Source organism: Streptomyces sp. NPDC091279, assembly GCF_044757465.1.
Lineage (GTDB): Bacteria > Actinomycetota > Actinomycetes > Streptomycetales > Streptomycetaceae > Streptomyces.
In genome coordinates this window covers 78,203-101,879 of sequence record NZ_JBIVVA010000010.1, presented here as the reverse complement: position 1 = coordinate 101,879, position 23,677 = coordinate 78,203, and the positions used below count along the sequence as shown (strand labels likewise).

The 23,677-nt window shown below is 70.9% G+C and carries 21 protein-coding genes; 12 read left to right on the top strand and 9 right to left on the bottom strand.

Annotated features, from left to right (window positions below; all coding sequences use genetic code 11):
* Nucleotides 1–21: 21 nt before the first annotated feature.
* The gene (gene cobT / locus ACIQOU_RS25085; RefSeq protein ID WP_401539171.1) at nucleotides 22–1,164 is read right to left on the bottom strand and encodes a nicotinate-nucleotide--dimethylbenzimidazole phosphoribosyltransferase; all 1,143 of its coding nucleotides are present in this window, start codon (nucleotides 1,162–1,164) and stop codon (nucleotides 22–24) included.
* 139 nt (nucleotides 1,165–1,303) lie between these two features.
* Here cobT and ACIQOU_RS25080 point away from each other — a divergent pair, with 139 nt between their 5' ends.
* Nucleotides 1,304–1,972, top strand: coding sequence for a class I SAM-dependent methyltransferase (locus ACIQOU_RS25080; RefSeq protein WP_401539169.1), 669 nt, complete (start codon nucleotides 1,304–1,306; stop codon nucleotides 1,970–1,972).
* Between the two features lie 296 nt (nucleotides 1,973–2,268).
* Here ACIQOU_RS25080 and ACIQOU_RS25075 read toward each other — a convergent pair whose 3' ends face one another.
* Nucleotides 2,269–3,486 (bottom strand): bifunctional adenosylcobinamide kinase/adenosylcobinamide-phosphate guanylyltransferase, encoded by a 1,218-nt coding sequence (locus ACIQOU_RS25075; RefSeq protein ID WP_401539168.1) that lies wholly within the window; start codon nucleotides 3,484–3,486, stop codon nucleotides 2,269–2,271.
* A 237-nt stretch (nucleotides 3,487–3,723) separates the two neighbouring features.
* Here ACIQOU_RS25075 and ACIQOU_RS25070 point away from each other — a divergent pair, with 237 nt between their 5' ends.
* The gene (locus ACIQOU_RS25070; RefSeq protein ID WP_401539166.1) at nucleotides 3,724–3,957 is read left to right on the top strand and encodes a hypothetical protein; all 234 of its coding nucleotides are present in this window, start codon (nucleotides 3,724–3,726) and stop codon (nucleotides 3,955–3,957) included.
* A gap of 96 nt (nucleotides 3,958–4,053) precedes the next feature.
* On the opposite strand, the gene ACIQOU_RS25065 is transcribed toward ACIQOU_RS25070, so the two are convergent.
* The 3 genes from ACIQOU_RS25065 to ACIQOU_RS25055 all read right to left on the bottom strand — a co-directional run bounded on the left by ACIQOU_RS25065 (nucleotide 4,054) and on the right by ACIQOU_RS25055 (nucleotide 6,667).
* Nucleotides 4,054–5,133 (bottom strand): S1C family serine protease, encoded by a 1,080-nt coding sequence (locus ACIQOU_RS25065; protein ID WP_401539164.1) that lies wholly within the window; start codon nucleotides 5,131–5,133, stop codon nucleotides 4,054–4,056.
* Between the two features lie 80 nt (nucleotides 5,134–5,213).
* Nucleotides 5,214–5,918, bottom strand: coding sequence for a class I SAM-dependent methyltransferase (locus ACIQOU_RS25060; RefSeq protein ID WP_401539667.1), 705 nt, complete (start codon nucleotides 5,916–5,918; stop codon nucleotides 5,214–5,216).
* A gap of 65 nt (nucleotides 5,919–5,983) precedes the next feature.
* A complete protein-coding gene (locus tag ACIQOU_RS25055) occupies nucleotides 5,984–6,667 on the bottom strand; it encodes a DUF3043 domain-containing protein (RefSeq protein WP_401539664.1) in 684 nt (227 codons plus the stop codon).
* Nucleotides 6,668–6,865: 198 nt separating this feature from the next.
* On the opposite strand from ACIQOU_RS25055, the gene ACIQOU_RS25050 reads away from it, so the two are divergent.
* The 5 genes from ACIQOU_RS25050 (at nucleotide 6,866) to ACIQOU_RS25030 (ending at nucleotide 13,554) form a co-directional block, all read left to right on the top strand.
* The gene (locus ACIQOU_RS25050) at nucleotides 6,866–7,657 is read left to right on the top strand and encodes a PspA/IM30 family protein (protein WP_401539162.1); all 792 of its coding nucleotides are present in this window, start codon (nucleotides 6,866–6,868) and stop codon (nucleotides 7,655–7,657) included.
* A gap of 41 nt (nucleotides 7,658–7,698) precedes the next feature.
* Nucleotides 7,699–7,977 carry a hypothetical protein gene (locus ACIQOU_RS25045; RefSeq protein WP_401539661.1) on the top strand — a complete coding sequence of 93 codons (279 nt, stop codon included), beginning with the start codon at nucleotides 7,699–7,701 and terminating at the stop codon, nucleotides 7,975–7,977.
* A gap of 301 nt (nucleotides 7,978–8,278) precedes the next feature.
* Entirely contained in the window at nucleotides 8,279–9,556 is a 1,278-nt protein-coding gene (locus tag ACIQOU_RS25040; RefSeq protein WP_401539161.1) for a sensor histidine kinase, read from the top strand.
* 67 nt (nucleotides 9,557–9,623) lie between these two features.
* Nucleotides 9,624–10,310: a response regulator gene (locus ACIQOU_RS25035; protein WP_401539160.1), complete on the top strand. Its 687-nt coding sequence runs from the start codon at nucleotides 9,624–9,626 to the stop codon at nucleotides 10,308–10,310.
* Between the two features lie 136 nt (nucleotides 10,311–10,446).
* The gene (locus tag ACIQOU_RS25030) at nucleotides 10,447–13,554 is read left to right on the top strand and encodes an efflux RND transporter permease subunit (protein ID WP_401539158.1); all 3,108 of its coding nucleotides are present in this window, start codon (nucleotides 10,447–10,449) and stop codon (nucleotides 13,552–13,554) included.
* Between the two features lie 167 nt (nucleotides 13,555–13,721).
* Here the strand turns inward: ACIQOU_RS25030 and nadA are convergent, their stop codons facing one another.
* Nucleotides 13,722–14,906 carry a quinolinate synthase NadA gene (nadA, locus tag ACIQOU_RS25025; RefSeq protein WP_401539157.1) on the bottom strand — a complete coding sequence of 395 codons (1,185 nt, stop codon included), beginning with the start codon at nucleotides 14,904–14,906 and terminating at the stop codon, nucleotides 13,722–13,724.
* Nucleotides 14,907–15,196: 290 nt separating this feature from the next.
* Here nadA and ACIQOU_RS25020 point away from each other — a divergent pair, with 290 nt between their 5' ends.
* A complete protein-coding gene (locus tag ACIQOU_RS25020) occupies nucleotides 15,197–15,553 on the top strand; it encodes a HesB/IscA family protein (protein WP_401539155.1) in 357 nt (118 codons plus the stop codon).
* A 196-nt stretch (nucleotides 15,554–15,749) separates the two neighbouring features.
* On the opposite strand, the gene ACIQOU_RS25015 is transcribed toward ACIQOU_RS25020, so the two are convergent.
* On the bottom strand, nucleotides 15,750–17,384 hold the full coding sequence (locus ACIQOU_RS25015; RefSeq protein ID WP_401539154.1) for a hypothetical protein: 1,635 nt from the start codon (nucleotides 17,382–17,384) through the stop codon (nucleotides 15,750–15,752).
* A 132-nt stretch (nucleotides 17,385–17,516) separates the two neighbouring features.
* Nucleotides 17,517–17,726 carry a hypothetical protein gene (locus ACIQOU_RS25010; RefSeq protein ID WP_401539152.1) on the bottom strand — a complete coding sequence of 70 codons (210 nt, stop codon included), beginning with the start codon at nucleotides 17,724–17,726 and terminating at the stop codon, nucleotides 17,517–17,519.
* Between the two features lie 135 nt (nucleotides 17,727–17,861).
* On the opposite strand from ACIQOU_RS25010, the gene ACIQOU_RS25005 reads away from it, so the two are divergent.
* Nucleotides 17,862–18,836, top strand: coding sequence for a carbohydrate kinase family protein (locus tag ACIQOU_RS25005; RefSeq protein WP_401539151.1), 975 nt, complete (start codon nucleotides 17,862–17,864; stop codon nucleotides 18,834–18,836).
* A gap of 40 nt (nucleotides 18,837–18,876) precedes the next feature.
* Here ACIQOU_RS25005 and ACIQOU_RS25000 read toward each other — a convergent pair whose 3' ends face one another.
* Nucleotides 18,877–20,262, bottom strand: coding sequence for a cysteine desulfurase/sulfurtransferase TusA family protein (locus tag ACIQOU_RS25000; protein ID WP_401539149.1), 1,386 nt, complete (start codon nucleotides 20,260–20,262; stop codon nucleotides 18,877–18,879).
* Nucleotides 20,263–20,581: 319 nt separating this feature from the next.
* Between ACIQOU_RS25000 and coxB the strand changes: the two genes are divergently transcribed.
* Genes coxB through ACIQOU_RS24985 form a run of 3 tightly spaced genes read left to right on the top strand, consistent with a single transcriptional unit; the run spans nucleotide 20,582 to nucleotide 23,672 of the window.
* Nucleotides 20,582–21,541, top strand: coding sequence for a cytochrome c oxidase subunit II (coxB, locus tag ACIQOU_RS24995; protein ID WP_401539148.1), 960 nt, complete (start codon nucleotides 20,582–20,584; stop codon nucleotides 21,539–21,541).
* The gene (gene ctaD, locus ACIQOU_RS24990; RefSeq protein WP_401539147.1) at nucleotides 21,538–23,277 is read left to right on the top strand and encodes a cytochrome c oxidase subunit I; all 1,740 of its coding nucleotides are present in this window, start codon (nucleotides 21,538–21,540) and stop codon (nucleotides 23,275–23,277) included. Before coxB ends, ctaD begins: the two co-directional genes overlap by 4 nt.
* Nucleotides 23,274–23,672, top strand: coding sequence for a cytochrome c oxidase subunit 4 (locus ACIQOU_RS24985; RefSeq protein ID WP_401539146.1), 399 nt, complete (start codon nucleotides 23,274–23,276; stop codon nucleotides 23,670–23,672). Before ctaD ends, ACIQOU_RS24985 begins: the two co-directional genes overlap by 4 nt.
* Nucleotides 23,673–23,677: the final 5 nt, after the last annotated feature.

The following is a 23,677-nucleotide window of genomic DNA, read 5'->3' as shown; positions in this document are numbered from 1 at the left end:
CCGACTTTCGGCCCTCAAGGACTACGGCACGTCCTCCTTGAGAGGCACCTCCGCAGCCTTCTGGTCACCTTCCCCCTCACCTTCGCCGTTGGCGCCCTCCGGGTCCTCCTGGTAGGGCGCGGGCAGCTCCGGCAGTTCGGCCGCCAGCGCCGCCGCGGCCTGCACCAGCGGGAGCGCGAGCAGGCCACCGGTGCCCTCGCCGACGGTCACGCTCTGGGTGAGCAGCGGTTCCAGGGCCATCCGGTCCAGCGCCTTCGCCTGGCCGGGCTCTCCGCTGTCGTGCGCGGCGAGCCACCAGTCGGGCGCCCGGAACGCGATCCGCTGCGCCACCAGCGCGCAGGCCGCCGTCACGACGCCGTCCAGGATCACCGGCAGCTTGCGCACCGCGCACTGCAACAGGAACCCGGTCATCGCCGCGAGATCGGCGCCGCCCACCGTCGCCAGCAGCTGAAGCTGGTCGCCCAGGACCGGGCGGGCCCGCACCAGCGCGTCCCGGATCGCCGCGCACTTGCGCATCCACGCCAGGTCGTCGATGGCCAGGCCGCCACGCCCGGTCACCACGGAGGCGTCCGTCCCGCACAGCGCGGCCACCAGCACCCCGGCCGCCGTGGTGCCGCCGACGCTGAGGTCGCCGAGGACCACCAGATCGGTACCGGAGTCGGCCTCCTCGTCGGCCACCGCGACCCCGGCCAGGAACGCCGCCTCGGCTTCCTCCAGGGTCAGCGCGTCCTCGATGTCGATGCGTCCGCTGCCGCGCCGCACCCGGTGTCCGGCGACCTCGGCGGGCAACGTCTCCGGGTCGCAGTCCAACGCCATGTCGACGATCCGCACCGGCACCCCGAGCCGCCGCGCGAGCACCGACACCGGCCGGCCGCCCTCCAGCACGTCCCGCACCAACTGGTGCGCGCTGCCTGCCGGTTGGGCCGAGACGTCCAGTGCGGCGACGCCGTGGTCACCGGCGAACAGCACCGCACGCGGCCGTTCGACGGGCTGGACCGGCACCGCCGACCGGGCGGCGGCCAGCCACTCGCCCAGTTCGTCGAGGCGGCCCAGTGATCCGGGCGGGACGACCTGACGTTCCCGGCGTGCCTCGGCGTCGCGGCGCACCCCGCCGTCCGGGCGCTCGATCAGATCGGAGAAGTCGTCGAGATTCAGCGAGCTCATTCGCCGAACAGTACCGGCACCGGTCCCACTGGTCCCGCGCCACAGCTCCACCACGTCCGGACCACATCGTTGCTCCCCGCATCGCGATCCCCTACGTTCCGTTTTGCGCCGGAATGTCGCACGTCATCGGGAGCCGCTCATGTCCGCACCGCTGTCCACCGTCCGCCGCGCCGACTGCCCCTGGTGCGGCGGACGGCGCCTGCGCAGCCGTTCCGCCGTGCTCGACCGTTGCCAGGAGTGCGCGCACGTGTTCCGCAACCCCAGGGTCGCGGTCGGCGGCCGGCGGGTCCGGGACCGGCCGCGCCGGTACCGGGCCACCGTCCGCGCGGTGCTGCGGCTGCGCCGCCCCGACCCCGAGAGCTGGCTCGACGTCGGTACCGGCGACGCCGGGTTTCCCGCGGCGGCCCGCGCGTTCTTCCCGTACACGGCCTTCGACGGCCTCGACGTCTCGCCCCGTGTCCTGCGGGCCCGTGCCGCCGAGCGCATCGAGGAGGCCCATCTGGGCCGGCTGACCGACCCCCACGTCACGGCGCCCCTGCGGTCCCGCTACGACGTGGTGAGCCTCCTCGACCATCTCCCGCACACCCCGACCCCCCAAGCCGACCTGATCGCGGCCCTGACGCTCCTCCGCCCGGGCGGACTCCTGATCCTGGAGCTCCCCACCCCCACGAACTGGCGTCCGCCGCCCCCGCCGCCCAACATCACCACAGCCCTGACAACCCAAGGCTGCACCCTCCTCTCTCCAACCCTCCACTCCCTTCTGAGCCCCACCTACCACCTACTCGCCCACACCCCTCACCCGAACTAACCCCCGGCCCGTGGTCGGGTGCGGGTCCGTCGTGGTTGCTCGCGCAGTTCCCCGCGCCCCTAAAAGCAAAAACCCGAGCGGCCCCGGGTCTTCAGGGGCCTGGCGGAACCTGACCTTGCAGCCCACGGCCGGGCAGCGCCGCCAAGGGGCGCGGGGAACTGCGCGACTAGCCACGATGGCGCCGCGCCCGACCGACAACCTCGCGTGGGTGCGGTCAGCAGGGCCGCCCTGTTTCTTCAGGGGCGCGGGGAACTGCGCGACCGGCCACCACGGCGCCGCACCCGGGTACCGGCCCCTCAGCCGCGCAGGACCAGTGCCTGGCCGGCGACGACCAGGACGACCTGTTCACACTCCGCAGCCAACGCCGCGTTGAGACGGCCCAGTTCATCCCGGTACCGCCGCCCGGACGCCGTGGCCGGCACGATGCCGGAGCCCACCTCGTTCGAGACGGCGACGACAACGCGCCGAGTCGCCCGCACCGCGGCCACCAGTTCCCGCACCCGCCCCCGCAACCCCCGCTCCCCCCCGTCCGCCCACACCGCGTCGTCCCACGCCCCCGCCGAATCCATCGCATCCGTCAACCACAGCGACAGACAGTCGATCAGCAACGGCGGCCCGTCCTCCGCCAGCAACGGCACCAGGTCACACGTCTCCGACGTCCGCCACGACCCCGGCCGCCGCTCCCGGTGCAGGGCCACCCGCGAGGCCCACTCGCTGTCCCCGCCCCGCGTGCCCCCGGTCGCCACGTACCGCACGTCAGGGAACGCCTCCAGGCGCCGTTCCGCCTCCACCGACTTCCCCGACCGCGCCCCGCCCAGCACCAGCGTCCGCCGCGGCACGTCCGGCACCTCGGTCATGTCGGGATACCGGCCGACGGTGAGCGTCACCCCGTCCGACACCGCCCGCGCCCCGGCCGCCGCCAGCCGCCGCCGCGCCTCGGCACCCGGCGGCACGTCGTGGTCCAGATGAACGGCGATGATATCCGTCGTCGGCCGCACCGCGCCCACCGCCCGCAGCTTGGCCAGCCCGTCGGGCCGCCCCACCACGTCGGCGAGCACCAGGTCGTACGGTTCCGCCGTGCCGTGCCCGTTCTCCAGCCCGGCGGGAGCCCCGCCCGGCGGCAGATACAGCAGCCGGCGCCCGTCCGGACCCGTCACCGCGTACCCGGTGCCCGGCGCGTCCATCGCCACCGCCCGCACCCGGTGCCCGGTCAGCAGCGCCAGTTCACGCCCGTCCGGCACCCGCCCCGGCTGCGGCAGCCCGGCCGGCACCTCGACGGCGGGCCCGTCGTGCGGGTGGGACAGCAGCACCTGCCGCACCCCGCCCAGCGAACGCCCCGCCCGCGCCGCCGCGAACGCCGCACCCGGCGTCAGGTCCAGCAGCAACGTTCCGTCCACCAGCAGCGAGGTCGCCGCCCGCGCGTCACCGCCGAGGGCGGTCGCGCAGGCCGCGCAGGGGCAGTCGGGGCGGGGGAGTCCCGCGGGGGCGCCGGTTCCGAGCAGAGTCACGTCCACGAGAGTGATTTTCGCGTGTCCACCGGGGCACCGCGCGCCCGAGCGGGCGGCCCGCGTGAAATCCGCCGCGCCCCGAAGCGCCCCGAGCCCCGGGAGGGCGGGCGCGACCAGCCACAACGACCGAGCAGCCGACCGACGGACACCTCGCGGCCCGTCCCGCACAGCGCTTACGCTGCTGGCGGGACCGGACCAAGATCCGGCTCCCGCTCGGCAGGTGCTCAGACAGGGGAGGCCTACATGGCGGCATGGACGTGGCGGTTCGAGAAGACCGACGGGACGGAGGTCCCGCCCGCGGCCCAGCCCGAGGAATTCACCACGCAGGGCGACGCCGAGTCCTGGATCGGCGAGTACTGGAAGGAACTCGTGGCAGGCGGCGCCGACCAGGTGCGGCTGTTCGAGGACGACACGGAGATCTACGGCCCGATGAGCCTGCACATCGAGGAAACGGCGGCCGAGGAAGCGGCGTCCTAGGACACCACCGGCGGGACAGGAAGAGGGGCGGCCCGGGCACACCGCCGGACCGCCCCTTCCCGCGCCCGGCGCCCTTTCCTCACCGGCCGCCCGTTCTCACTGCTCGCCCAGCGTGACGTCGGCCTTCTTGCGGTCACCGTTGCGGGTGAACGTCACGGTCGTCTTCTCACCGGGCCGCTCCGAGGCCAGCGTCTCCGACAGGGACGTGATGGTGGTGACGGTCGTGTCGCCGAGGCCGACGATGATGTCCCCGGGCTGGATACCGGCCTTGTCGGCCGCGCCGCCGCTCTTGACCTGGACCACCGCCACCCCGGCCGCCCGGTACTGGTCGTCCACGACGGTCCGCCCGGTGATGCCGAGCGCCGCCCGGCCCGAGTCGGTGACCTTGCCGTCCTTGACGATCTGATCGGCGATCGTCTTGACCATCGTTCCCGGGATCGCGAACCCGATGCCGGGAGCCGCGCTGCCGCCGAGGTCGGGGTCGGTGGCGGCGAGCGTGGGGATGCCGATGACCTGCCCGTTCAGGTTGACGAGGGCGCCGCCGCTGTTGCCGGGGTTGATCGCGGCGGACGTCTGGACCATGTTGCCGATCGTCGCGCCGGTGCCGCCCCCCGAACTGCCCTCGGTGACCGTCCGCCCGGTCGCCGACACGATCCCCTGCGTCACGCTCGACGACAGCCCCAGCGGCGAGCCCATCGCCAGCACGATCTGCCCGACCTCCACCTTCGCGGAGTCACCGAAGGACGCCGCTTTCAGGCCACGCGGCACGTTGTCCAGCTTGATGACGGCGAGATCCTGCTCGGGGTAGGAGGACACCAGCCGCGCCGACAGCACGTCCTCGCTGTTGGCGGTCGTCACCTTGAACGTCTTCTCCGCCCCGACCACGTGCGCGTTGGTGACGATGTGCCCCTGACCGTCGTAGACGACCCCGGACCCGAGGTCGTTGCGGCCCTGGATCTGCACGACCGACGGCAGGACGTCCTTGATGACCTTCAGGTAGTCGCTCTGGAGATCGCCGCCCGACTTCGGGGCGGTGAGCCGCTCGGCCCGCGCGGTGGTCCGCTCCCCGGCGTCCGAGGAGACGGCGCCGGCGCAGCCGGTGACCAGGGCGAGGGCGCAGAACGGGGCGACGAGGGCGGCGAGCGGCCGACGGGCACGGGTGTGGGAAGCGTCCATGCCCCGAGTCTCACCGCGCCCCGCGGGCCCGGCCCCCGGAAAGACCCGAACGGGCGAGCGCGCGGGGAGGTGCGGGCCGGTCAGCCGCGCACGCCGCACAGGTGCAGCAGCGCCGCGACCCCGCGATACGGGTCGGTGCGCCCGGCCCGGTCCTCCACGGCCAGCAGCGTGTCCAGGTCATCCGGGGCGGGGGCGTCGTCCGGCGCCGTGTCCGTGAACACCCGCACTCCGTACCAGGCGTGCAACGGTGCTCCGATGCCGTCGAGTGTCGCGGTCAGCGTGCGCAGCCGGTCCGCACGGACGTCGAGCCCGAGCCGGTTGCGATAGGCGGTGGTGTCGAAGGCGTCGAGCGCGCCCGCCCAGTCACCGGCGAGCCCGGGGCGCATGGCCAGCGCGTCGGCGTTGCGGACCAGGAGGGAGAGCAGCCCGCCGGGGGCGACCATCCGGGCCAGCCCCGCGAGCAGCGGGTCGGGCTCCTCGACGTACATCAGCACCCCGTGGCACAGGACGACGTCGAAGCTGCCCGGCAGGAAGTGCACCCCGGTGTCCCGGCCGTCCCCCTCGATGAGGCGCACCCGGTCCCGGATGCCCTGGGGTTCGGCGGCGACGGCCGCGCGGGCCGCCGAGATCAGCGCCGGGTCCTGCTCGACGCCGGTCACCTGGTGACCGGCACGGGCAAGGCGCAGCGCCTGGGAGCCCTGCCCGGCGCCCACGTCGAGCACCCGTAGCCGGCGCCCGACCGGGAACCGCCCGGCTATCTGCTCGTCGAGCTGCCGGGTGACCAGCTCCTGCCGCACTACGGCCCGTAAGCCGCTGAGGGCGGCACCACCTTCGGAGACGGACGTCGTGCTCAGGGCCGCTCTCCGCGCTTGACCTGCGGCTTCGGCAGCCGGAGCCGACGCATCTGGAGGGAGCGCATCAGCGCGTAGGGGATCGCGCCCCGACGGTTCTGGTCGGGGAAGCGGTCGGCGAGCTTCTTGCGCAGCCGGAAGCCGCTGACGATCGAGTCGAGCACGATCAGCACGATCACGATCAGCCACAGCAGCAGCGCGACGCTCTGGAGCACACCCACCCGCACCATGCTCAGCACGAGGATGACCACGGCCACGGGCAGGAAGAACTCCGCCACGTTGATCCGCGAGTCGATGAACTCGCGCGCGTACTTGCGCACCGGGCCCTTGTCGCGGGCCGGCAGGTACCGCTCGTCGCCGCTGGCCAGCGCCTGGCGCTGGCGCTCCAGCTGGACGCGGCGCTCCTCGCGCTGGCGCTTGGCGGCGTCCTTGCGCGTCAGCGTCGTGTTGGCGACACTGCGGCGCTGGGACTGGGCCTCGCTGCGCTTGGGCGTGGGGCGGCCCTTGCGGGCCTGCGGGTCACGGGGCTGCGTGGAGTCGGTCAGCGGCGCCTTGACGCCTGCGGCCTTCTCTTCCTTGGAACGGCTACGGAACACAAAACCCAAGGGTAAAGGGTGTCCGGGGTTCGATGCCGGTTCCGCCGGGAACGATCCGGCAACACCAGTCGTCCTGTAAAGGGACAGAGGGGGCGTTGTGCACCCTTCCGGCACCGGTATCTCGGGGGAGACCTCCACCCTGGGCGGGAGCGGAAGCGGCGACAGTCGTCCTCGGGGATGAGCCCATCGGTCCCCGAACAGTGCGTCAATGGATGCAGGGCCCGTACTGTGGGTTCTGTCGCAGAGCTGGAGCTTGAGTCCGTCAGAAGGGGGCGCGCGAAGCCCATGAGCGGTGTCATGAAGCGTATGGGGATGATCTTCCGCGCGAAGGCGAACAAGGCCCTTGACCGGGCCGAGGACCCTCGCGAAACCCTCGATTACTCGTACCAGAAGCAGCTGGAGCTGCTCCAGAAGGTCCGCCGGGGCGTCGCCGACGTGGCGACCTCCCGCAAGCGTCTTGAGCTTCAGCTCAACCAGCTCCAGGGCCAGTCCTCCAAGCTGGAGGACCAGGGCCGCAAGGCGCTGGCGCTCGGCCGTGAGGACCTCGCCCGCGAGGCGCTGTCCCGGCGTTCCGCCCTGCAACAGCAGGTGACGGACCTGGAGACGCAGCACGCCACCCTCCAGGGCGAGGAGGAGAAGCTCACCCTCGCGGCGCAGCGCCTCCAGGCCAAGGTGGACGCCTTCCGCACCAAGAAGGAGACCATCAAGGCCACCTACACCGCCGCCCAGGCGCAGACCCGGATCGGCGAGGCGTTCTCCGGCATCTCCGAGGAGATGGGCGACGTCGGCCTGGCCATCCAGCGCGCCGAGGACAAGACCGCCCAGCTCCAGGCGCGGGCCGGCGCGATCGACGAGCTGCTCGCCTCCGGCGCCCTCGACGACCCCACCGGCATGCGCAAGGACGACATCCAGGCCGAGCTGGACCAGCTCTCCGGTGGTACGGATGTAGAGCTGGAGCTTCAGCGGATGAAGGCGGAGCTGGCCGGAGGATCGTCCCAGCAGGCGATCGAGGGCGGCACCGGACAGTCCCAGTCCCAGCAGCAGCCGCAGGACACCCCACGCTTCGACAAGCAGTGAGGCGCCAGGTCTAGGAGGCCGACATGGGCGACACGGGCGACATGATCGTACGGATCATGGGGGAGGGCCAGGTGAAGCTGGCGGGGAGCCACTTCACCGAACTGAACAGCCTCGACGACGAGCTGTTGGCCGAGGTGGAGTCCGGCGACGACACCGCCTTCCGCCACACCCTCCACGCCCTCCTCAACAAGGTCCGAGAACTGGGCACCCCGGTCCCCGACACCACCCTCACCCCCTCCGACCTCATCCTCCCGTCCCCGGACGCCACCCTGGAAGAGGTCCGAGAGATGCTGAGCGACGACGGCCTGATCCCGGGCTAGCCCTCCGGATTTGGGCAGTTCCTTTTCGGCGCAGGGCGGCGCACATCAGCCCGTCCGGCGCTTGAGGACGAGGCCGTCCAGGCCGAAGGGGGGTCTGGGGGCACAGCCCCCAGGTCTTGTGCGGCGCTGAGACATCGCAGGCCGACAGCCATCAGCCTGTCCGGCGCTTGAGGACGAGGCCCGTTCAGGGCCGAAGGGGGTCTGGGGCGCAGCCCCAGGTCTTGTGCGGCGCTGAGACATCGCGGGCCGACAGACCATCAGCCCGTTGGGGGTGCCCCCTCTGGGGGAGTTTGAGGACACCGTGACCCGCACACTGGACCGCGCGAGATGCCAGGCCACCGCCCACCCCCTCGCCCTGGACGCGATCCTGGCCTTCGCCGTACTCACCTGCATGCTGGCCAGCTCCTCCATCGACCCACACGGCGGGAGGGCCGAAAACGGCGGCACCGGCGGGACGCGCGGCACCGGCGGCACCGGCGAGCACGCGGTCACCTGGGCCGCCCACACCCCCCACCCCCTAGCCCTCGTCCTCATGCTCATCGGCGCGACCGCACTGATCTTCCGCCGCCGAGCCCCCCGCAGGGTCCTCGCGCTGACGGGCACCGTCGCCCTGATCGAGAGCGTGGTCGGCGACCCGAGGGCACCGGTCGCGATGTCGGCGGTCATCGCCCTCTACACCGTCGCCGCGACGACGGACCGCGCGACCACCGTCCGCCTGGGCCTGCTCACGATGACGGTCCTGACGGGCGCGTCGATGCTGGCGGGGCCGTTGCCCTGGTACGCGCAGGAGAACCTGGCGATCTTCGCCTGGGCCGGCATCGGCGCGACGGCGGGCGACGCGGTGCGCAGTCGTCGCGCGTTCGTGCAGGCCATCCGCGACCGCGCGGACCGGGCCGAACGCACCCGGGAGGAGGAGGCGGGCCGCCGGGTCGCGGAGGAACGCCTGCGGATCGCCCGCGACCTGCATGACGTCGTCGCCCACCACATCGCGTTGGTCAACGTCCAGGCCGGGGTGGCCGCGCACGTCATGGACAAGCGCCCGGACCAGGCGAAGGAGGCGCTCGCGCATGTCCGCGCGGCGAGCCGTTCCGCGCTGAACGAACTCCGGGCCACCGTCGGCCTGTTGCGCCAGTCCGGCGACCCCGAGGCCCCGACCGAACCGGCGCCGGGCCTGGCCCGCCTCGACGAACTCGTCGGCACCTTCCGCAACGCGGGCCTGCCGGTCGAGGTGGCCCGCGCCGACCAGGACACCGACCTGCCCGCGGCCGTCGACCTCGCCGCGTACCGGGTGGTCCAGGAGGCGCTGACCAACGTACGCAAGCACGCGGGCCCGGCGGCGAGGGCCGAGGTCAGCGTCGTGCGGGTGGGACCGGACGTCGAGGTCACCGTCCTGGACGACGGCACCGGCGCCGACGCGGACCCCGGCTCGGGCGGCGGACACGGCCTGCTCGGCATGCGCGAACGCGTGACGGCCCTGCGCGGCACCCTCACCACGGGCCCCCGTCACGGCGGCGGCTTCCGCGTCCAGGCGACCTTGCCGATCACACCCCGCAGGACGCCCGGGGAAGAGCCGTTGTGACACCTCCCGCACGACCACCGGCGAAGCCGCACCCCGTACCCCTCACCCCACCCAGAAACGAGCCCCCATGACCATCCGTGTCCTGCTCGCCGACGACCAGGCCCTGTTGCGCAGTGCGTTCAGGGTGCTGGTCGATTCCGAGGCCGACATGGAGGTGGTCGGGGAGGCGTCCGACGGGGCCGAGGCGGTGCGGCTGACGCGGGAGCACCGGGCCGACGTCGTTCTCATGGACATCCGGATGCCCGGTACCGACGGCCTCGCCGCCACCCGCATGATCAGCGCGGACACCTCCCTCGCCCACGTGCGGGTGGTGATCCTGACGACGTTCGAGGTCGACGACTACGTCGTCCAGTCGCTGCGCGCGGGCGCCTCCGGCTTCCTCGGCAAGGGCAGCGAACCGGAGGAACTGCTCGCGGCCATCCGGATCGCCGCCGGCGGTGAGGCGCTGCTGTCCCCGGCCGCCACCAAGGGCCTGATCGCCCGCTTCCTCGCGCAGAGCGACCCGGCCGACGACACCGGCCGCGACCCCGACCGCGCCCGGCGCCTTGAGGCGCTGACCGTGCGGGAGCGGGAGGTGCTGGTGCAGGTGGCCGGCGGGCACTCCAACGACGAGATCGCCGAACGCCTGACGGTCAGCCCGTTGACGGTGAAGACCCATGTGAACCGGGCCATGGCCAAGCTGGGCGCCCGCGACCGGGCCCAACTGGTCGTCATCGCCTACGAGTCGGGGTTGGTCCGCCCGAGGGTGGAGTGAGCTCCACCCGCCCGTACTGCGCCGGGAGTAGGCGCCGGATAAGGAAATGGCTCCCCGGGGCTACGGGTCGGGGCACAGGGATGGCACAGGGTGGAGAGGACACTTCTGCCGCTCCCAGAAGAGAGAAACCCGACCCATGTCCTGGTTGTCCAGATTCAGTCTCGCGCAACGGGCGCTGATCGGGCTGATCTCGCTCGTCGCGCTCGTCTTCGGCGCGATAGCGATACCTCAGCTGAAGCAGCAGTTGCTGCCGTCCATCGAACTCCCCATGGTCTCCGTGATCGCCCCCTACCAGGGCGCCTCCCCGGACGTGGTGGAGAAGCAGGTCGTCGAACCGATCGAGAGCAGCCTCAAGGCCGTCGACGGCCTCTCCGGCGTCACCTCCACCGCCGCCGAGGGCAACGCCGTGATCATGGCGTCCTTCGACTTCGGCAACGACACCAAGCAACTGGTCGCCGACGTCCAGCAGGCCGTCAACCGGGCCCGCGCCCAGCTGCCCGACGACGTCGACCCGCAGGTCGTCGCCGGTTCGACGGACGACATCCCGACCGTCGTCCTCGCCGTCACCTCCGACCACGACCAGCAGGCGCTGGCCGACCGGCTCGACCGCACCGTCGTGCCGGCCCTGAACACCATCGGCGGCGTCAGCCAGGTCACCGTCGACGGGGCGCGCGACCTCCAGGTCACCGTCACCCCCGACGACGCGAAGCTGGCCCGGGCCGGCCTCAGCACACAGGCCCTGGCCCAGGCCCTCCAGGCGGGCGGGGTGACCCTGTCGGGCGGTTCGTTCGACGAGGACGGCGCCAACCGCACCGTTCAGGTCGGCGGCGGCTACACGTCGTTGAAGCAGGTCCAGGACCTGATGGTGACGGGGCAGGGCGTCAAGAAGCCGGTCAGGCTCGGGGACGTGGCCACCGTCGCGCAGGGCCAGGCGCCCGCCGACGCGATCACCCGCACCGACGGCAGGCCCAGCCTCGCCGTCTCCGTCACCATGGACCACGACGGCAGCGCGGTCGCCATCTCGCGGGCCGTCGAGGACAAGCTGCCCGGCCTGCGCGAGGACCTCGGCTCCGACGCGCAGATCACCGTCGTCAGCGACCAGGGCCCCGCGGTCTCCAAGGCGATCAGCGGTCTGACCACCGAGGGCGGGCTCGGCCTGCTCTTCGCGGTCCTGGTCATCCTGGTCTTCCTGGCGTCGATCCGCTCCACGCTGGTCACCGTGGTCAGCATCCCGCTCTCCGTGGTGCTCGCGCTGATCGTGCTGTGGACGCGTGACCTGTCGCTCAACATGCTGACGCTGGGCGCGCTGACCATCGCGATCGGCCGCGTCGTCGACGACTCCATCGTCGTCCTGGAGAACATCAAACGGCACCTCGGCTACGGCGAGGAGCGCGAGGAGGCCATCCTCAAGGCGGTCCGCGAGGTGGCCGGCGCGGTGACGTCCTCGACGCTCACCACGGTCGCCGTGTTCCTGCCGATCGGCCTGGTCGGCGGCATGGTGGGCGAGCTGTTCGGCTCGTTCAGCCTGACCGTGACGGCGGCCCTGCTGGCGTCCCTCGTGGTGTCGTTGACGGTCGTGCCGGTGATGTCGTACTGGTTCCTGCGCGCCCCGAAGGGCACCCCGGCCGACGCCGCCGAGGCCCGCAGGCTCGCCGAGGAGAAGGAGGCCGGCAGCCGCCTCCAGCGCCTCTACGTGCCCGTGCTGCGCTTCGCGACCCGGCGTCGCCTCACCAGCCTGGCCCTCGCGGCCGTCGTCCTGGTCGGCACGTTCGGGATGGCGCCGCTGCTGAAGACGAACTTCTTCGACCAGGGCGAGCAGGAAGTCCTCACCGTCAAGCAGGAGTTGAAGCCCGGCACCAGCCTGGCCGCCACCGACGCGCAGGCCAAGAAGGTCGAGAAGCTCCTCGCCGCCACCGAGGGCGTCAAGAACTACCAGGTCACCATCGGCTCCTCCGGCTTCATGGCGGCCTTCGGCGGCGGCACCGACACCAACCAGGCCTCCTACCAGGTCATGCTGGCCGACGGCGCCTCCTACGACGAGGTCCAGCACCGCGTCGAGTCCGGCCTGAAGAAGCTCACCGGCATCGGCACCACCACCATCGCCGCCGGTGACGGCTTCGGCAGCCAGGACCTCAGTGTGGTCGTGAAGGCCGCCGACTCCGCGGTGCTGCGCAAGGCCGCCGACGAGGTCCGGGACACGGTCGCCGGGCTCGACGGTGTCACCGACGTCACCAGCGACCTCTCGCAGAGCGTGCCGCGCATCTCGGTCAAGGCCAACTCCCGTGCGGCGGAGGCCGGTTTCGACGACCAGACGCTCGGCGCGGCCGTCGCCCAGGCCGTCAAGGGCACCCCGGCCGCCAAGGCGGTCCTCGACGACGCCGAGCACGACGTCGTCATCCGCTCGGCCAAGCCCGCCCGCACCCTGAAGGAGCTGCGGGACCTGCGCCTCGGCGCGGTGAGGCTCGGTGACATCGCCACCGTGCGGGTCGTCGACGGGCCGGTCTCCATGACCCGCATCGACGGCCAGCGCGCGGCCACCATCACCGCCAAGCCCACCGGCGACAACACCGGCGCGGTCAGCCAGTCCCTGACGACGAAGCTGAACGCCCTGAAGCTCCCGGCCGGGGCCACCGCCTCGATCGGCGGCGTCTCGCAGGACCAGGACGACGCGTTCAAGAACCTGGCCCTGGCGATGCTCGCGGCGATCGCGATCGTCTTCATGCTGCTGGTCGCGACGTTCCGTTCACTGGCCCAGCCGCTGATCCTGCTGGTGTCGGTGCCGTTCGCGGCGACCGGTGCGATCGGCCTGCTCCTCGCCACCGGCACCCCGATGGGCGTCCCCGCGATGATCGGCATGCTGATGCTCATCGGCATCGTGGTGACCAACGCGATCGTCCTGATCGACCTGATCAACCAGTACCGCGCGGACGGCTACGGCGTCATCGAGGCGGTCGTCGAGGGCGGCCGCCACCGCCTGCGCCCCATCCTCATGACGGCCCTGGCCACCATCTTCGCCCTCCTCCCGATGGCCCTGGGAGTAACAGGAGAAGGCGGCTTCATAGCCCAACCGCTGGCAGTGGTGGTCATAGGCGGCCTCATCACGTCAACCCTCCTCACCCTCCTCCTGGTCCCCACCCTCTACACCATCCTGGAACTCCGCAAAGACCGCAGAAAAAAGAAGCGAGCAACAAAGAAGACCCCCGCCCCCACCCCCTCAGAAACCCCAGAACCGGCCAACGCATAAACCCCCTGAGCAAAAGCAATCCGGGCCCCGAGCGACCAATCCCGGGGCCCGGCAACGCCCTCAAGGGGCACAGGGCTGTATCCGATAGGCGGCTCCGCCGCGTGGGCGCGACCAGCCACGACGAACCGTCAGTCGGCCGGCCACCGAGCCCCGCTCGGAGTGACCCCCTACGGCAACGCCAACATCCGCTCCAACGCCAGCTTGGCGAACGCCTCGGTCTCCCGATCGACCTCGATCCGATTGACCAACGTGCCGGAGGCCAACGACTCCAACGTCCACACCAGGTGCGGCAGATCAATCCGATTCATGGTCGAGCAGAAACACACCGACCGGTCGAGGAAAACAATCTCCTTGCCCTCGGAAGCGAACCGATTCGCAAGCCGCCGAACAAGGTTCAGCTCAGTCCCGATCGCCCACTTCGACCCGGCGGGCGCCGCCTCAAGCGCCTTGATGATGTACTCGGTGGAACCGACATAATCCGCGGCGGCGACCACGTCGTGCCGGCACTCGGGATGCACGAGAACATTCACCCCGGGCACCCGCGCCCGCACATCCTCGACGGACTCCAGACTGAACCGCCCGTGCACGGAACAGTGCCCACGCCACAGAATCATCTTCGCGCCCCGGAGCTGCTCGGCCGTGAGCCCACCCCCGGGTTTGTGCGGGTTGTAGACGACACAGTCGTCCAGCGACATCCCGAGGTCCCGCACGGCGGTGTTGCGGCCGAGATGCTGGTCGGGCAGGAACAACACCTGCTCACCCTGGGCGAAGGCCCACTCCAGGGCCCGTTCGGCGTTCGAGGACGTACAGATCGTGCCGCCGTGCCGACCGGTGAACGCCTTGATGTCGGCGGACGAGTTCATGTACGAGACGGGCACGACCCGCTCGGCTATCCCCGCGTCGGTCAGCACGTCCCAGCACTCGGCGACCTGCTCGGCGGTGGCCATGTCGGCCATCGAGCAACCGGCCGCGAGGTCGGGCAGGACGACCTTCTGGTCGTCGCCGGTCAGGATGTCCGCGGACTCCGCCATGAAGTGCACACCGCAGAACACGATGTACTCGGCCTCGGGCCGGGCCGCCGCGTCCCGCGCCAGCTTGAACGAGTCACCCGTGACATCCGCGAACTGGATGACCTCGTCGCGCTGGTAGTGGTGGCCGAGGATGAAGACCTTCTCCCCGAGCTTCTCCTTCGCCGCGCGGGCCCGCGCCACCAGGTCCGGGTCGGACGGCGACGGCAGATCGCCGGGGCACTCGACACCACGCTCGCTGCGCGGATCGGCGTCCCGGCCGAGAAGCAGCAGGGCGAGAGGCGTCGGCTGGACGTCGAGCTCCTGGGGCTGGGCGGTGGTCACGACACGCACCCTTTCTGTTCTGCGGCCCGCCGGTCCGGGGTCGGAACGGCGCTACACGGCGCTACTTTTCGTCGAATTGACGCTATCTATCATATCCGCTTCACGTCATATTGACGATGGCGATAACGTCGATGTGACGTGAATCCCGACGGCCGCTGTTCGCTTCCCCGCACGTGTGCGAGCATGAAGGAACAGGGGAAAAGACAAAGGGCTCGGCCCGGAATGAATCCGCGGCCCCGGCGGTTGACAACGTCGGCAAGCAGTCTCCGTACAACCCGGGAGAGATGTAGATGTCCGTATCGGACGAGACCAGCACCGTCACCGACGGCATCATCCTGTCCGACGCCGCTGCGGCGAAGGTCAAGGCCCTGCTCGACCAGGAAGGCCGTGAGGACCTGGCCCTGCGCGTCGCCGTCCAGCCCGGTGGCTGCTCCGGCCTGCGCTACCAGCTGTTCTTCGACGAGCGCTCGCTCGACGGCGACGTGGTGAAGGACTTCGACGGCGTCAAGGTCGTCACCGACCGGATGAGCGCCCCGTACCTGGGCGGCGCGTCGATCGACTTCGTCGACACCATCGAGAAGCAGGGCTTCACGATCGACAACCCGAACGCGACGGGCTCCTGCGCCTGCGGCGACTCCTTCAACTGAACCCCGCCGAACCCCAGCGGAACGGCACGCCGAAGGCGGCGACCCCTCGACAGGGTCGCCGCCTTCGTCATACCCACCGGGATCAGACCGGATCAGACCAGACCGGATCAGACCAGACCGGATCAGACCGGACCAGATCCGGATCTGACCAGCTCGGGCGAGATCCGGCAGACGCAGATCCAGACGATCCAACGGTTCACCGCGCCTCGGACGTCTCCGGCAGCCGTTCCCCGCTCTTCAGCGCCGGGATCGCCTTGCCGCCCGTGCCCACGACCTTCCGGTCACCGAGCGGTTCGTCGAGCCGCACCTTCTGCTGAAGCTCCTTGGCGATCATGACGCAGACCTTGCCCTTCCAGGGCGTCTCCGTCACCGTCACGGTCACCGAACCGGAACTCTCCTTCGCCGTCGCCTTGTAGTCGGCGCACACCCCGCCCGTGAAACCGACGGTCAGCTCACGGCCGTTCACCGCGTACCCGTCCACCTTCACGTCCTCCGGCGCGGCCGATCCGCTCGCCGTCGGCTCCGGGGACGGCGTCGCCGACGTCAGATAGGCGGGGTCGACGGCCGGATAGGTCGCCGTGAACGCACCCCGGGCCGCCGAACCCCGCACCTCGAACAGCCAGGACGGCACCAGCACCGGCTGCCCCAGCCGGGTCCGCTCGGCGAGCCCCAGCACCGCCCGTTCGACGGTCACCGTCGAGTCGTTCGCCCCGCTCGGTGAGGCCGCCGACCCGCATGGCTGCTCAAGCTCGTCCTTGAGCGGAACGGCACTCGCGCAGCCGCCGATGCCCATCCGGGGGTCGGCCGCGGGGGCCTTGTTCATCAGGGCCAGCGTCTTGGCCGCGCTCAGCACCGGGTACGTGTCGCCCTCGACCGGCGTCTTCAACCGGCCGGTGCCGCCGACGAGTTCACCGCTCGCGGAGACGGTGAGCCCGGTCGTCCAGCCGGACGTGGGCAGCCCGCCGACCACCGGATCGGCGTTCACCACCCGCTGGGCGCCCATCACCTGGCTCGCGTCGACCTTCGCGCCGTCCTGACCGAGCGCCTTGAGCACCGGGGCCGCGGCCTTCTTCGCCGCCGCCTCGCCCACCGTGTCACCGGCCGGGTTGGCCGGGCCCTTGGCGCAGGCGAGCGTGGCCTCGCAGCGGTCGGTGCCGGTCGCGTACCGGTGGAAGATCCAGCTGCCGGGTGCGGCCTTGTCCACGGTCAGGGTCGGCCCCGAACCGTCCTTCGCCGACCCGACCTGCCAGGACTCGCCCTGCGTCACCGGCGTCCCGTCCAGCCCGAGCGCCTTCGCGAGCCGGGCCACCTCGGCCTGCGTGACCTCGCCGCGCGCCGCGTACACGGACGCGGACTTGGGCCCGGCGGGCAGCTCGCCTGCGGCACGGTAGTGGACGCCGTACGGGTTCGGCTCACCGGCCGCGATGCCGTTGGTGCGGCTGGTGGCCGGGGCGTATCCGTCGAGGGCGAGCGGCGGGGGAGTGCTGTCGTCCGCCGCCGAGCCCGCCTGGGCACGCCCACCGCCGGAGGCCGACGAGGCGAAGTAGGCCCCGCCCCCACCGGCGAGCAGCACGGCCGCGGCCACGGACGCGATGAGCACGGGAGACCAACGCCGGGGCGGCCGAGTGGTCAACGCCCCGGACGCGGCCACGGCATGGGCAACGGGGGTCACGTCGACGACATCGGGAGCCTCGGCGGCATCGGCATCGGCATCGGCCTCGGGAACGGCGGACCCGGGGACGTCAGCCTCGGAGGGAGTGGCCCCGGAAACGGCGGTCTCCCGGTCCTCGGGGCCGCTCTCGTCGTCGTGGTCGGGTCGGTCGGTGTTCACCGCATCGCTCCTTCGGCTGCGCAACTGTCCAGCGGACAGCCATGGGACGCGGCAAGGGGGCGCACGGTTCCCGGAAACGCGCCCCCAGGGCACGGAACCGGGAATCAGCCGTTCTAGCAGCTCGTTCGAGCCTCAGTCGCCGTACTCCGCCATCGAGTCGATCAGCCGGGCCGACCCCACGGGTACCGTCACTCCGAGGATCAGCGCGGGAGAGACCGGCAGGGTGGTGACCTTGTCCGGGGCCAGCCAGTGCGGGGCCATCCGGGCACAGTCGCCGCGCAGCGACGCCAGGTCGCCTTCCAGATCGGCCGGGGCCGGTGCTTCGATCCGCAGGTTCGTCATACCTGCACCGTAGACACGTCCCGGACTGCCAAGAAAGATCTACTATCGGGTAGTTTTGTCCACTTCAGCGGGACCAGGCGACCCGATAGCGTGAACTGTCAAGTTACCTTCGCCCTCCCCGGGAGAGTCCACGCCGTGCGCATCGCAGTCACCGGCTCCATCGCCACCGACCACCTCATGACCTTCCCCGGCCGGTTCGCCGAACAGTTCGTCGCGGACCAGCTGCACACGATCTCGCTCTCGTTCCTGGTCGACAACCTGGACGTCCGCCGGGGCGGGGTCGGCGCGAACATCGCCTTCGGCATGGGCCAGCTCGGGACCAAGCCGATCCTGGTCGGCGCCGCAGGCTTCGACTTCGACGAGTACCGCGCCTGGCTGGACCGGCACGGCGTCGACACCGAGTCGGTCCGCATCTCCGACACCCTGCACACCGCCCGCTTCGTGTGCACCACGGACGCCGACCACAACCAGCTCGGCTCCTTCTACACCGGCGCCATGAGCGAGGCCCGCCTCATCGAGCTGAAGACCGTCGCGGACCGCGTCGGCGGCCTCGACCTGGTGCTGATCGGCGCCGACGACCCCGAGGGCATGCTCCGGCACACCGAGGAGTGCCGCTCCCGCGCCATCCCGTTCGCCGCCGACTTCTCCCAGCAGATCGCCCGGATGAACGGCGACGAGATCCGCATCCTGATGGACGGCGCCACCTACCTCTTCTCCAACGAGTACGAGAAGGGCCTCATCGAGGCCAAGACCGGCTGGAGCGACGAGGAGATCCTCGCCCGCGTCGGCCACCGCGTCACCACCCTCGGCGCCCGCGGCGTCCGCATCGACCGCGCAGGCCAGGAGCCGATCGTGGTCGGCTGCGCCGAGGAGGAGCGCAAGGCCGACCCCACCGGCGTCGGCGACGCCTTCCGGGCCGGTTTCCTCTCCGGCCTCTCCTGGGGTGTCTCCCTGGAGCGCGCCGCGCAGATCGGCTGCATGCTGGCGACCCTCGTCATCGAGACGGTCGGCACCCAGGAGTACCAGGTGCACCGCGCCCACTTCATGGACCGCTTCACCAAGGCCTACGGCCACGAGGCCGCCGCCGAGGTACAGCCCTTGCTCCCCTAGGGGACACCCTCACCGGACCGTCCGGGGCGGATCGGCCCGGTCAGGAGACCCGGCGGACCAGATAGGCCGCACCCTGGTCCGCCGTCTCCTCACCCAGGTACTCCTGCCCCCGCATCTCGCACCACGCCGGGATGTCCAGGCGGGCCGCCTCGTCGTCCGCGAGGACCCGGACCGTGCCGCCCACCGGGACCTCGCCGATGACCTTGGCCAGTTCGATGACCGGGACCGGGCAGCGCCTGCCGAGGGCGTCCACCACCAGAACGTCCCCCGCCCGCACCGGCGTTCCCCCGTCGGCAGGCAGCGGGTCCGCCTTCGCGCGCACCGCCGCCACCACACCCGGCAGCACCTCAAGGAACCTTTCGACGTCCGCCGCCGCGGTCCCCGGCGGCAACGACACCCGGACGTTGCCCTCGCTCAGCACCCCCATCGCCTTCAGCACATGGCTGGGCGTCAGCGTGCTGCTCGTGCAGGACGACCCGGACGACACGGAGAACCCGGCCCGGTCCAGCTCGTGCAGCAGACTCTCGCCGTCGGCATAGAGGCAGGAGAAGGTGACGATGCCCGGCAGCCGCCGTTGCCCGTCGCCCATCACCTCCACGTCCGGCACCGACTCGGCCACCCGGGCCCGGATGCGCGCCGTCAGTTCCCGCAGCCGCACCGCCTCCTGGGCCGCCTCAGCGCGCACCGCCCGCAGCGAGGCCGCCGCCGCCACGATCGCCGGCAGGTTCCCGAACCCGGCGGCCCGCCCCGACTCCCGTTCGTCCAGCGGCCCTTGCGGCGCGAACCGCACCCCCTTGCGCACCACGAGCAGCCCCACCCCCGGCGGCCCGCCCCACTTGTGCGCGCTCGCCGCGAGCAACGACCAGTCACCCGCCACCCGCCCCCACCCCAGCGACTGCGCCGCGTCCACCAGCAACGGCACCCCCGCCGCCCGGCACGCCTCGGCCACCGCCGCCACCGGCTGCTCCGTGCCCACCTCGTGGTTGGCGGACTGGAGACAGGCCAGCGCCGTGTCGGCCCGCAGCGCCCCCGCGAACTCCCCGGCGTCCACCGCCCCCGACCGCCCCACCGGCACCTCGGTGACCGAACCGCCGTCGGCCGCCCACCGTTCGGCCGAATGGAGCACCGAGGAGTGTTCGACGGATGACACGATCAGGTGGCGTCCGACCCGCCGCCGCCCGGCCAGCGCCCCCGCGATCCCGTCGTGCACGGCCCGCGTCCCCGACGAGGTGAACACCAACTCGTCCGCCCGGCACCCCACCTCCGCCGCGACCGCCTCCCGGGCGGAGTCCATCAGCAACCGCGCCCGCCGCCCCTCCCGGTACAGCCGCACCGGATCGGCCCACCCCTCGTCGAGCGAGGCCAACAGCGCCTGGCGGGCGACGGGATGGAGAGGCAGGGCGGACGCGGCGTCGAAGTAGGCCATGGGGCAACGGTAGGACGCGGGCCGCCCGGCACGGCGCGGGGCCGTGCCGGGACGCGGCCGGGCCGCGCGGACCTGACCGGCCACCACCCCGCCGCACCTGCCAAATCACCTCAACCCGCGAGCTATGAGGCGCATCAAACCCCCTTCGGAGTGACCGGCGGCGCGTATGCCACCCTCCCCGCGACCCCCTGGAAGGCGTCGGCTAGGGTTTGCTCCGCATAAACATCCAAACCCCTGCCCGACGCAGGGCGGCGACCGACCACCGAGTAAGGCCAGGCCGCAGCCGCACGCGCGGGCGAGACTCTCGGGAAGGCGCTACGTGAGTCCCAACGGCTCCGACCGCTCGCCGCGGCGCCCGATGCGGCGGAAGCTGCTGATGGCAATGACCGCGGGCCTGGTCCTGGTGACCGCGACCGGTTGCACATACAAGGACTTTCCCCGCCTTGGCATGCCCACCCCGACCACGGAAGAGGCTCCGCGAATCCTCTCCCTGTGGCAGGGATCGTGGGCCGCCGCGCTCGCCGTCGGCGTGCTGGTGTGGGCCCTGATCCTGTGGAGCGCCATGTTCCACCGGCGCAGTCGCACCAAGATCGAAGTACCTCCGCAGACCCGTTACAACATGCCGATCGAGACGCTGTACACGGTCGTCCCGCTGATCATCGTCTCGGTGCTCTTCTACTTCACGGCTCGCGACGAGTCGAAGCTCCTGAGTCTCGACAAGAAGCCCGACGTCACGGTGAACGTCGTCGGCTTCCAGTGGAGCTGGGGCTTCAACTACATCGAGCCCGTGGCGGGTTCCACCGGGAACGCGAAGACCGACGAGAACCTGGCGGCCATTCCGGACCGGTTCAAGAAGCAGTTCCCCGCGAACGCCGGCGGCGTCTACGACGTCGGCACGCCGGGCACCCGCAACCCGCAGACGGACAACCCGGGTCCCACCCTGTGGCTCCCCAAGGGCAAGACCGTCCGCTTCATCCTCACCTCGCGTGACGTCATCCACGACTTCTGGGTGGTGCCGTTCCTGATGAAGATGGACGTGGTCCCGGGCCACACCAACTCCTTCCAGGTGACCCCCAACAGGGAGGGCACCTTCCTGGGCAAGTGCGCCGAGCTGTGCGGTGTCGACCACTCCCGGATGCTGTTCAACGTGAAGGTCGTCTCCCCCGAGCGGTACCAGCAGCACCTCAAGGACCTCGCGAAGAAGGGGCAGACCGGTTACGTTCCCGCCGGCATCGCGCAGACGAGCCACGAGAAGAACCGGGAGACGAACAACCTGTGAGCATCCTCAACGAACCCCAGGGTGATGCCGCGGCAGGTGAAGGCACCTACGCGGATGAGCTGCCGGTCCGGCGCAAGCAGCCAGGCAACGTCGTGATCAAGTGGCTGACCACCACCGACCACAAGACGATCGGCACGCTGTACCTCGCGACGTCGTTCGCGTTCTTCCTCATCGGCGGCGTGATGGCGCTGTTCATGCGCGCCGAGCTGGCCCGGCCTGGTCTTCAGATCATGTCGAACGAGCAGTTCAACCAAGCGTTCACGATGCACGGCACGATCATGCTGCTGATGTTCGCGACGCCGCTGTTCGCCGGCTTCACCAACTGGATCATGCCGCTCCAGATCGGTGCCCCGGACGTCGCCTTCCCGCGGCTGAACATGTTCGCCTACTGGCTCTACCTGTTCGGCTCGCTCATCGCGGTCGGTGGCTTCCTCACCCCGCAGGGCGCGGCCGACTTCGGCTGGTTCGCCTACAGCCCGCTGTCCGACGCGGTCCGCTCGCCGGGCATCGGCGCGGACCTGTGGATCATGGGTCTGGCCTTCTCCGGCTTCGGCACGATCCTCGGCTCGGTCAACTTCATCACCACCATCATCTGCATGCGCGCCCCCGGCATGACGATGTTCCGCATGCCGATCTTCGTGTGGAACGTGCTGCTGACCGCGGTGCTGGTCCTGCTCGCCTTCCCGGTGCTGGCCGCCGCGCTCTTCGCGCTGGAGGCGGACCGCAAGTTCGGCGCGCACGTCTTCGATGCCGCGAACGGAGGAGCATTGCTATGGCAACACTTGTTCTGGTTCTTCGGGCATCCAGAGGTGTACATCATCGCGTTGCCGTTCTTCGGCATCATCAGTGAGGTCATCCCGGTCTTCTCCCGCAAGCCGATGTTCGGTTACATGGGTCTGGTCGCCGCGACCATCTCCATCGCCGGCCTCTCGGTGACGGTGTGGGCCCACCACATGTATGTCACCGGCGGTGTGCTGCTGCCGTTCTTCTCCTTCATGACCTTCCTGATCGCGGTACCGACCGGTGTGAAGTTCTTCAACTGGATCGGCACCATGTGGAAGGGCTCACTGAGCTTCGAGACACCGATGCTCTGGGCCACCGGCTTCCTGATCACCTTCACCTTCGGTGGTCTGACCGGCGTCATCCTGGCCTCGCCGCCGATGGACTTCCACGTCTCCGACTCCTACTTCGTGGTGGCCCACTTCCACTACGTGGTGTTCGGCACGGTCGTCTTCGCGATGTTCTCCGGCTTCCACTTCTGGTGGCCGAAGTTCACCGGCAAGATGCTCGACGAGCGGCTCGGCAAGATCACGTTCTGGACGCTGTTCATCGGCTTCCACGGCACCTTCCTGGTCCAGCACTGGCTGGGCGCCGAGGGCATGCCCCGCCGGTACGCGGACTACCTCGCGGCCGACGGCTTCACCGCCCTGAACACGATCTCGACGATCAGCTCCTTCCTGCTGGGCCTGTCGATCCTGCCGTTCCTCTACAACGTGTGGAAGACGGCCAAGTACGGCAAGCCGGTCGGCGTCGACGACCCGTGGGGCTACGGCCGCTCCCTGGAGTGGGCCACGTCCTGCCCGCCCCCGCGGCACAACTTCCTCACCCTGCCGCGGATTCGCAGCGAATCCCCGGCGTTCGACCTCCACCACCCGGAGATCGCGGCCCTCGACCAGCTGGAGAACGCGCCGCACGGTGACAAGGCTCTGGCCGGCGGCAAGGAGGCAGGCAAGTGAAGATCCAGGGCAAGATGTTCATGTGGCTGAGCGTCTTCGTCCTCGCCATGGCGATCGTCTATGGCGTGTGGTCGAAGGAGCCGGCCGGTACCACGGCCCTTTTCCTGACCTTCGGCCTGTGCATCATGGTCGGCTTCTACCTGGGCTTCACCGCCCGGCGGGTCGACGTGGGCGCGCAGGACAACAAGGACGCCGACGTGGCGGACGACGCCGGCGAGATCGGGTTCTTCAGCCCGCACAGCTGGCAGCCGCTCTCCCTCGCGGTCGGCGGCGCGCTCGCCTTCCTCGGGGTGGCGATCGGCTGGTGGCTGCTGTTCTTCTCGGCGCCGCTCATCCTGCTCGGCCTGTGGGGCTGGGTCTTCGAGTACTACCGCGGTGAGAGCCGCACGCAGTAACACGC

Excerpts from the sequence above, each read along its gene's own strand:
- cobT (WP_401539171.1), bottom strand. The coding sequence starts at position 1,164 with ATGAGCTCGCTGAATCTCGACGACTTCTCCGATCTGATCGAGCGCCCG.
- ACIQOU_RS25080 (WP_401539169.1), top strand. The coding sequence starts at position 1,304 with ATGTCCGCACCGCTGTCCACCGTCCGCCGCGCCGACTGCCCCTGGTGC.
- ACIQOU_RS25070 (WP_401539166.1), top strand. The coding sequence starts at position 3,724 with ATGGCGGCATGGACGTGGCGGTTCGAGAAGACCGACGGGACGGAGGTC.
- ACIQOU_RS25065 (WP_401539164.1), bottom strand. The coding sequence starts at position 5,133 with ATGGACGCTTCCCACACCCGTGCCCGTCGGCCGCTCGCCGCCCTCGTC.
- ACIQOU_RS25050 (WP_401539162.1), top strand. The coding sequence starts at position 6,866 with ATGAGCGGTGTCATGAAGCGTATGGGGATGATCTTCCGCGCGAAGGCG.
- ACIQOU_RS25045 (WP_401539661.1), top strand. The coding sequence starts at position 7,699 with ATGATCGTACGGATCATGGGGGAGGGCCAGGTGAAGCTGGCGGGGAGC.
- ACIQOU_RS25035 (WP_401539160.1), top strand. The coding sequence starts at position 9,624 with ATGACCATCCGTGTCCTGCTCGCCGACGACCAGGCCCTGTTGCGCAGT.
- ACIQOU_RS25030 (WP_401539158.1), top strand. The coding sequence starts at position 10,447 with ATGTCCTGGTTGTCCAGATTCAGTCTCGCGCAACGGGCGCTGATCGGG.
- ACIQOU_RS25020 (WP_401539155.1), top strand. The coding sequence starts at position 15,197 with ATGTCCGTATCGGACGAGACCAGCACCGTCACCGACGGCATCATCCTG.
- ACIQOU_RS25010 (WP_401539152.1), bottom strand. The coding sequence starts at position 17,726 with ATGACGAACCTGCGGATCGAAGCACCGGCCCCGGCCGATCTGGAAGGC.
- ACIQOU_RS25000 (WP_401539149.1), bottom strand. The coding sequence starts at position 20,262 with ATGGCCTACTTCGACGCCGCGTCCGCCCTGCCTCTCCATCCCGTCGCC.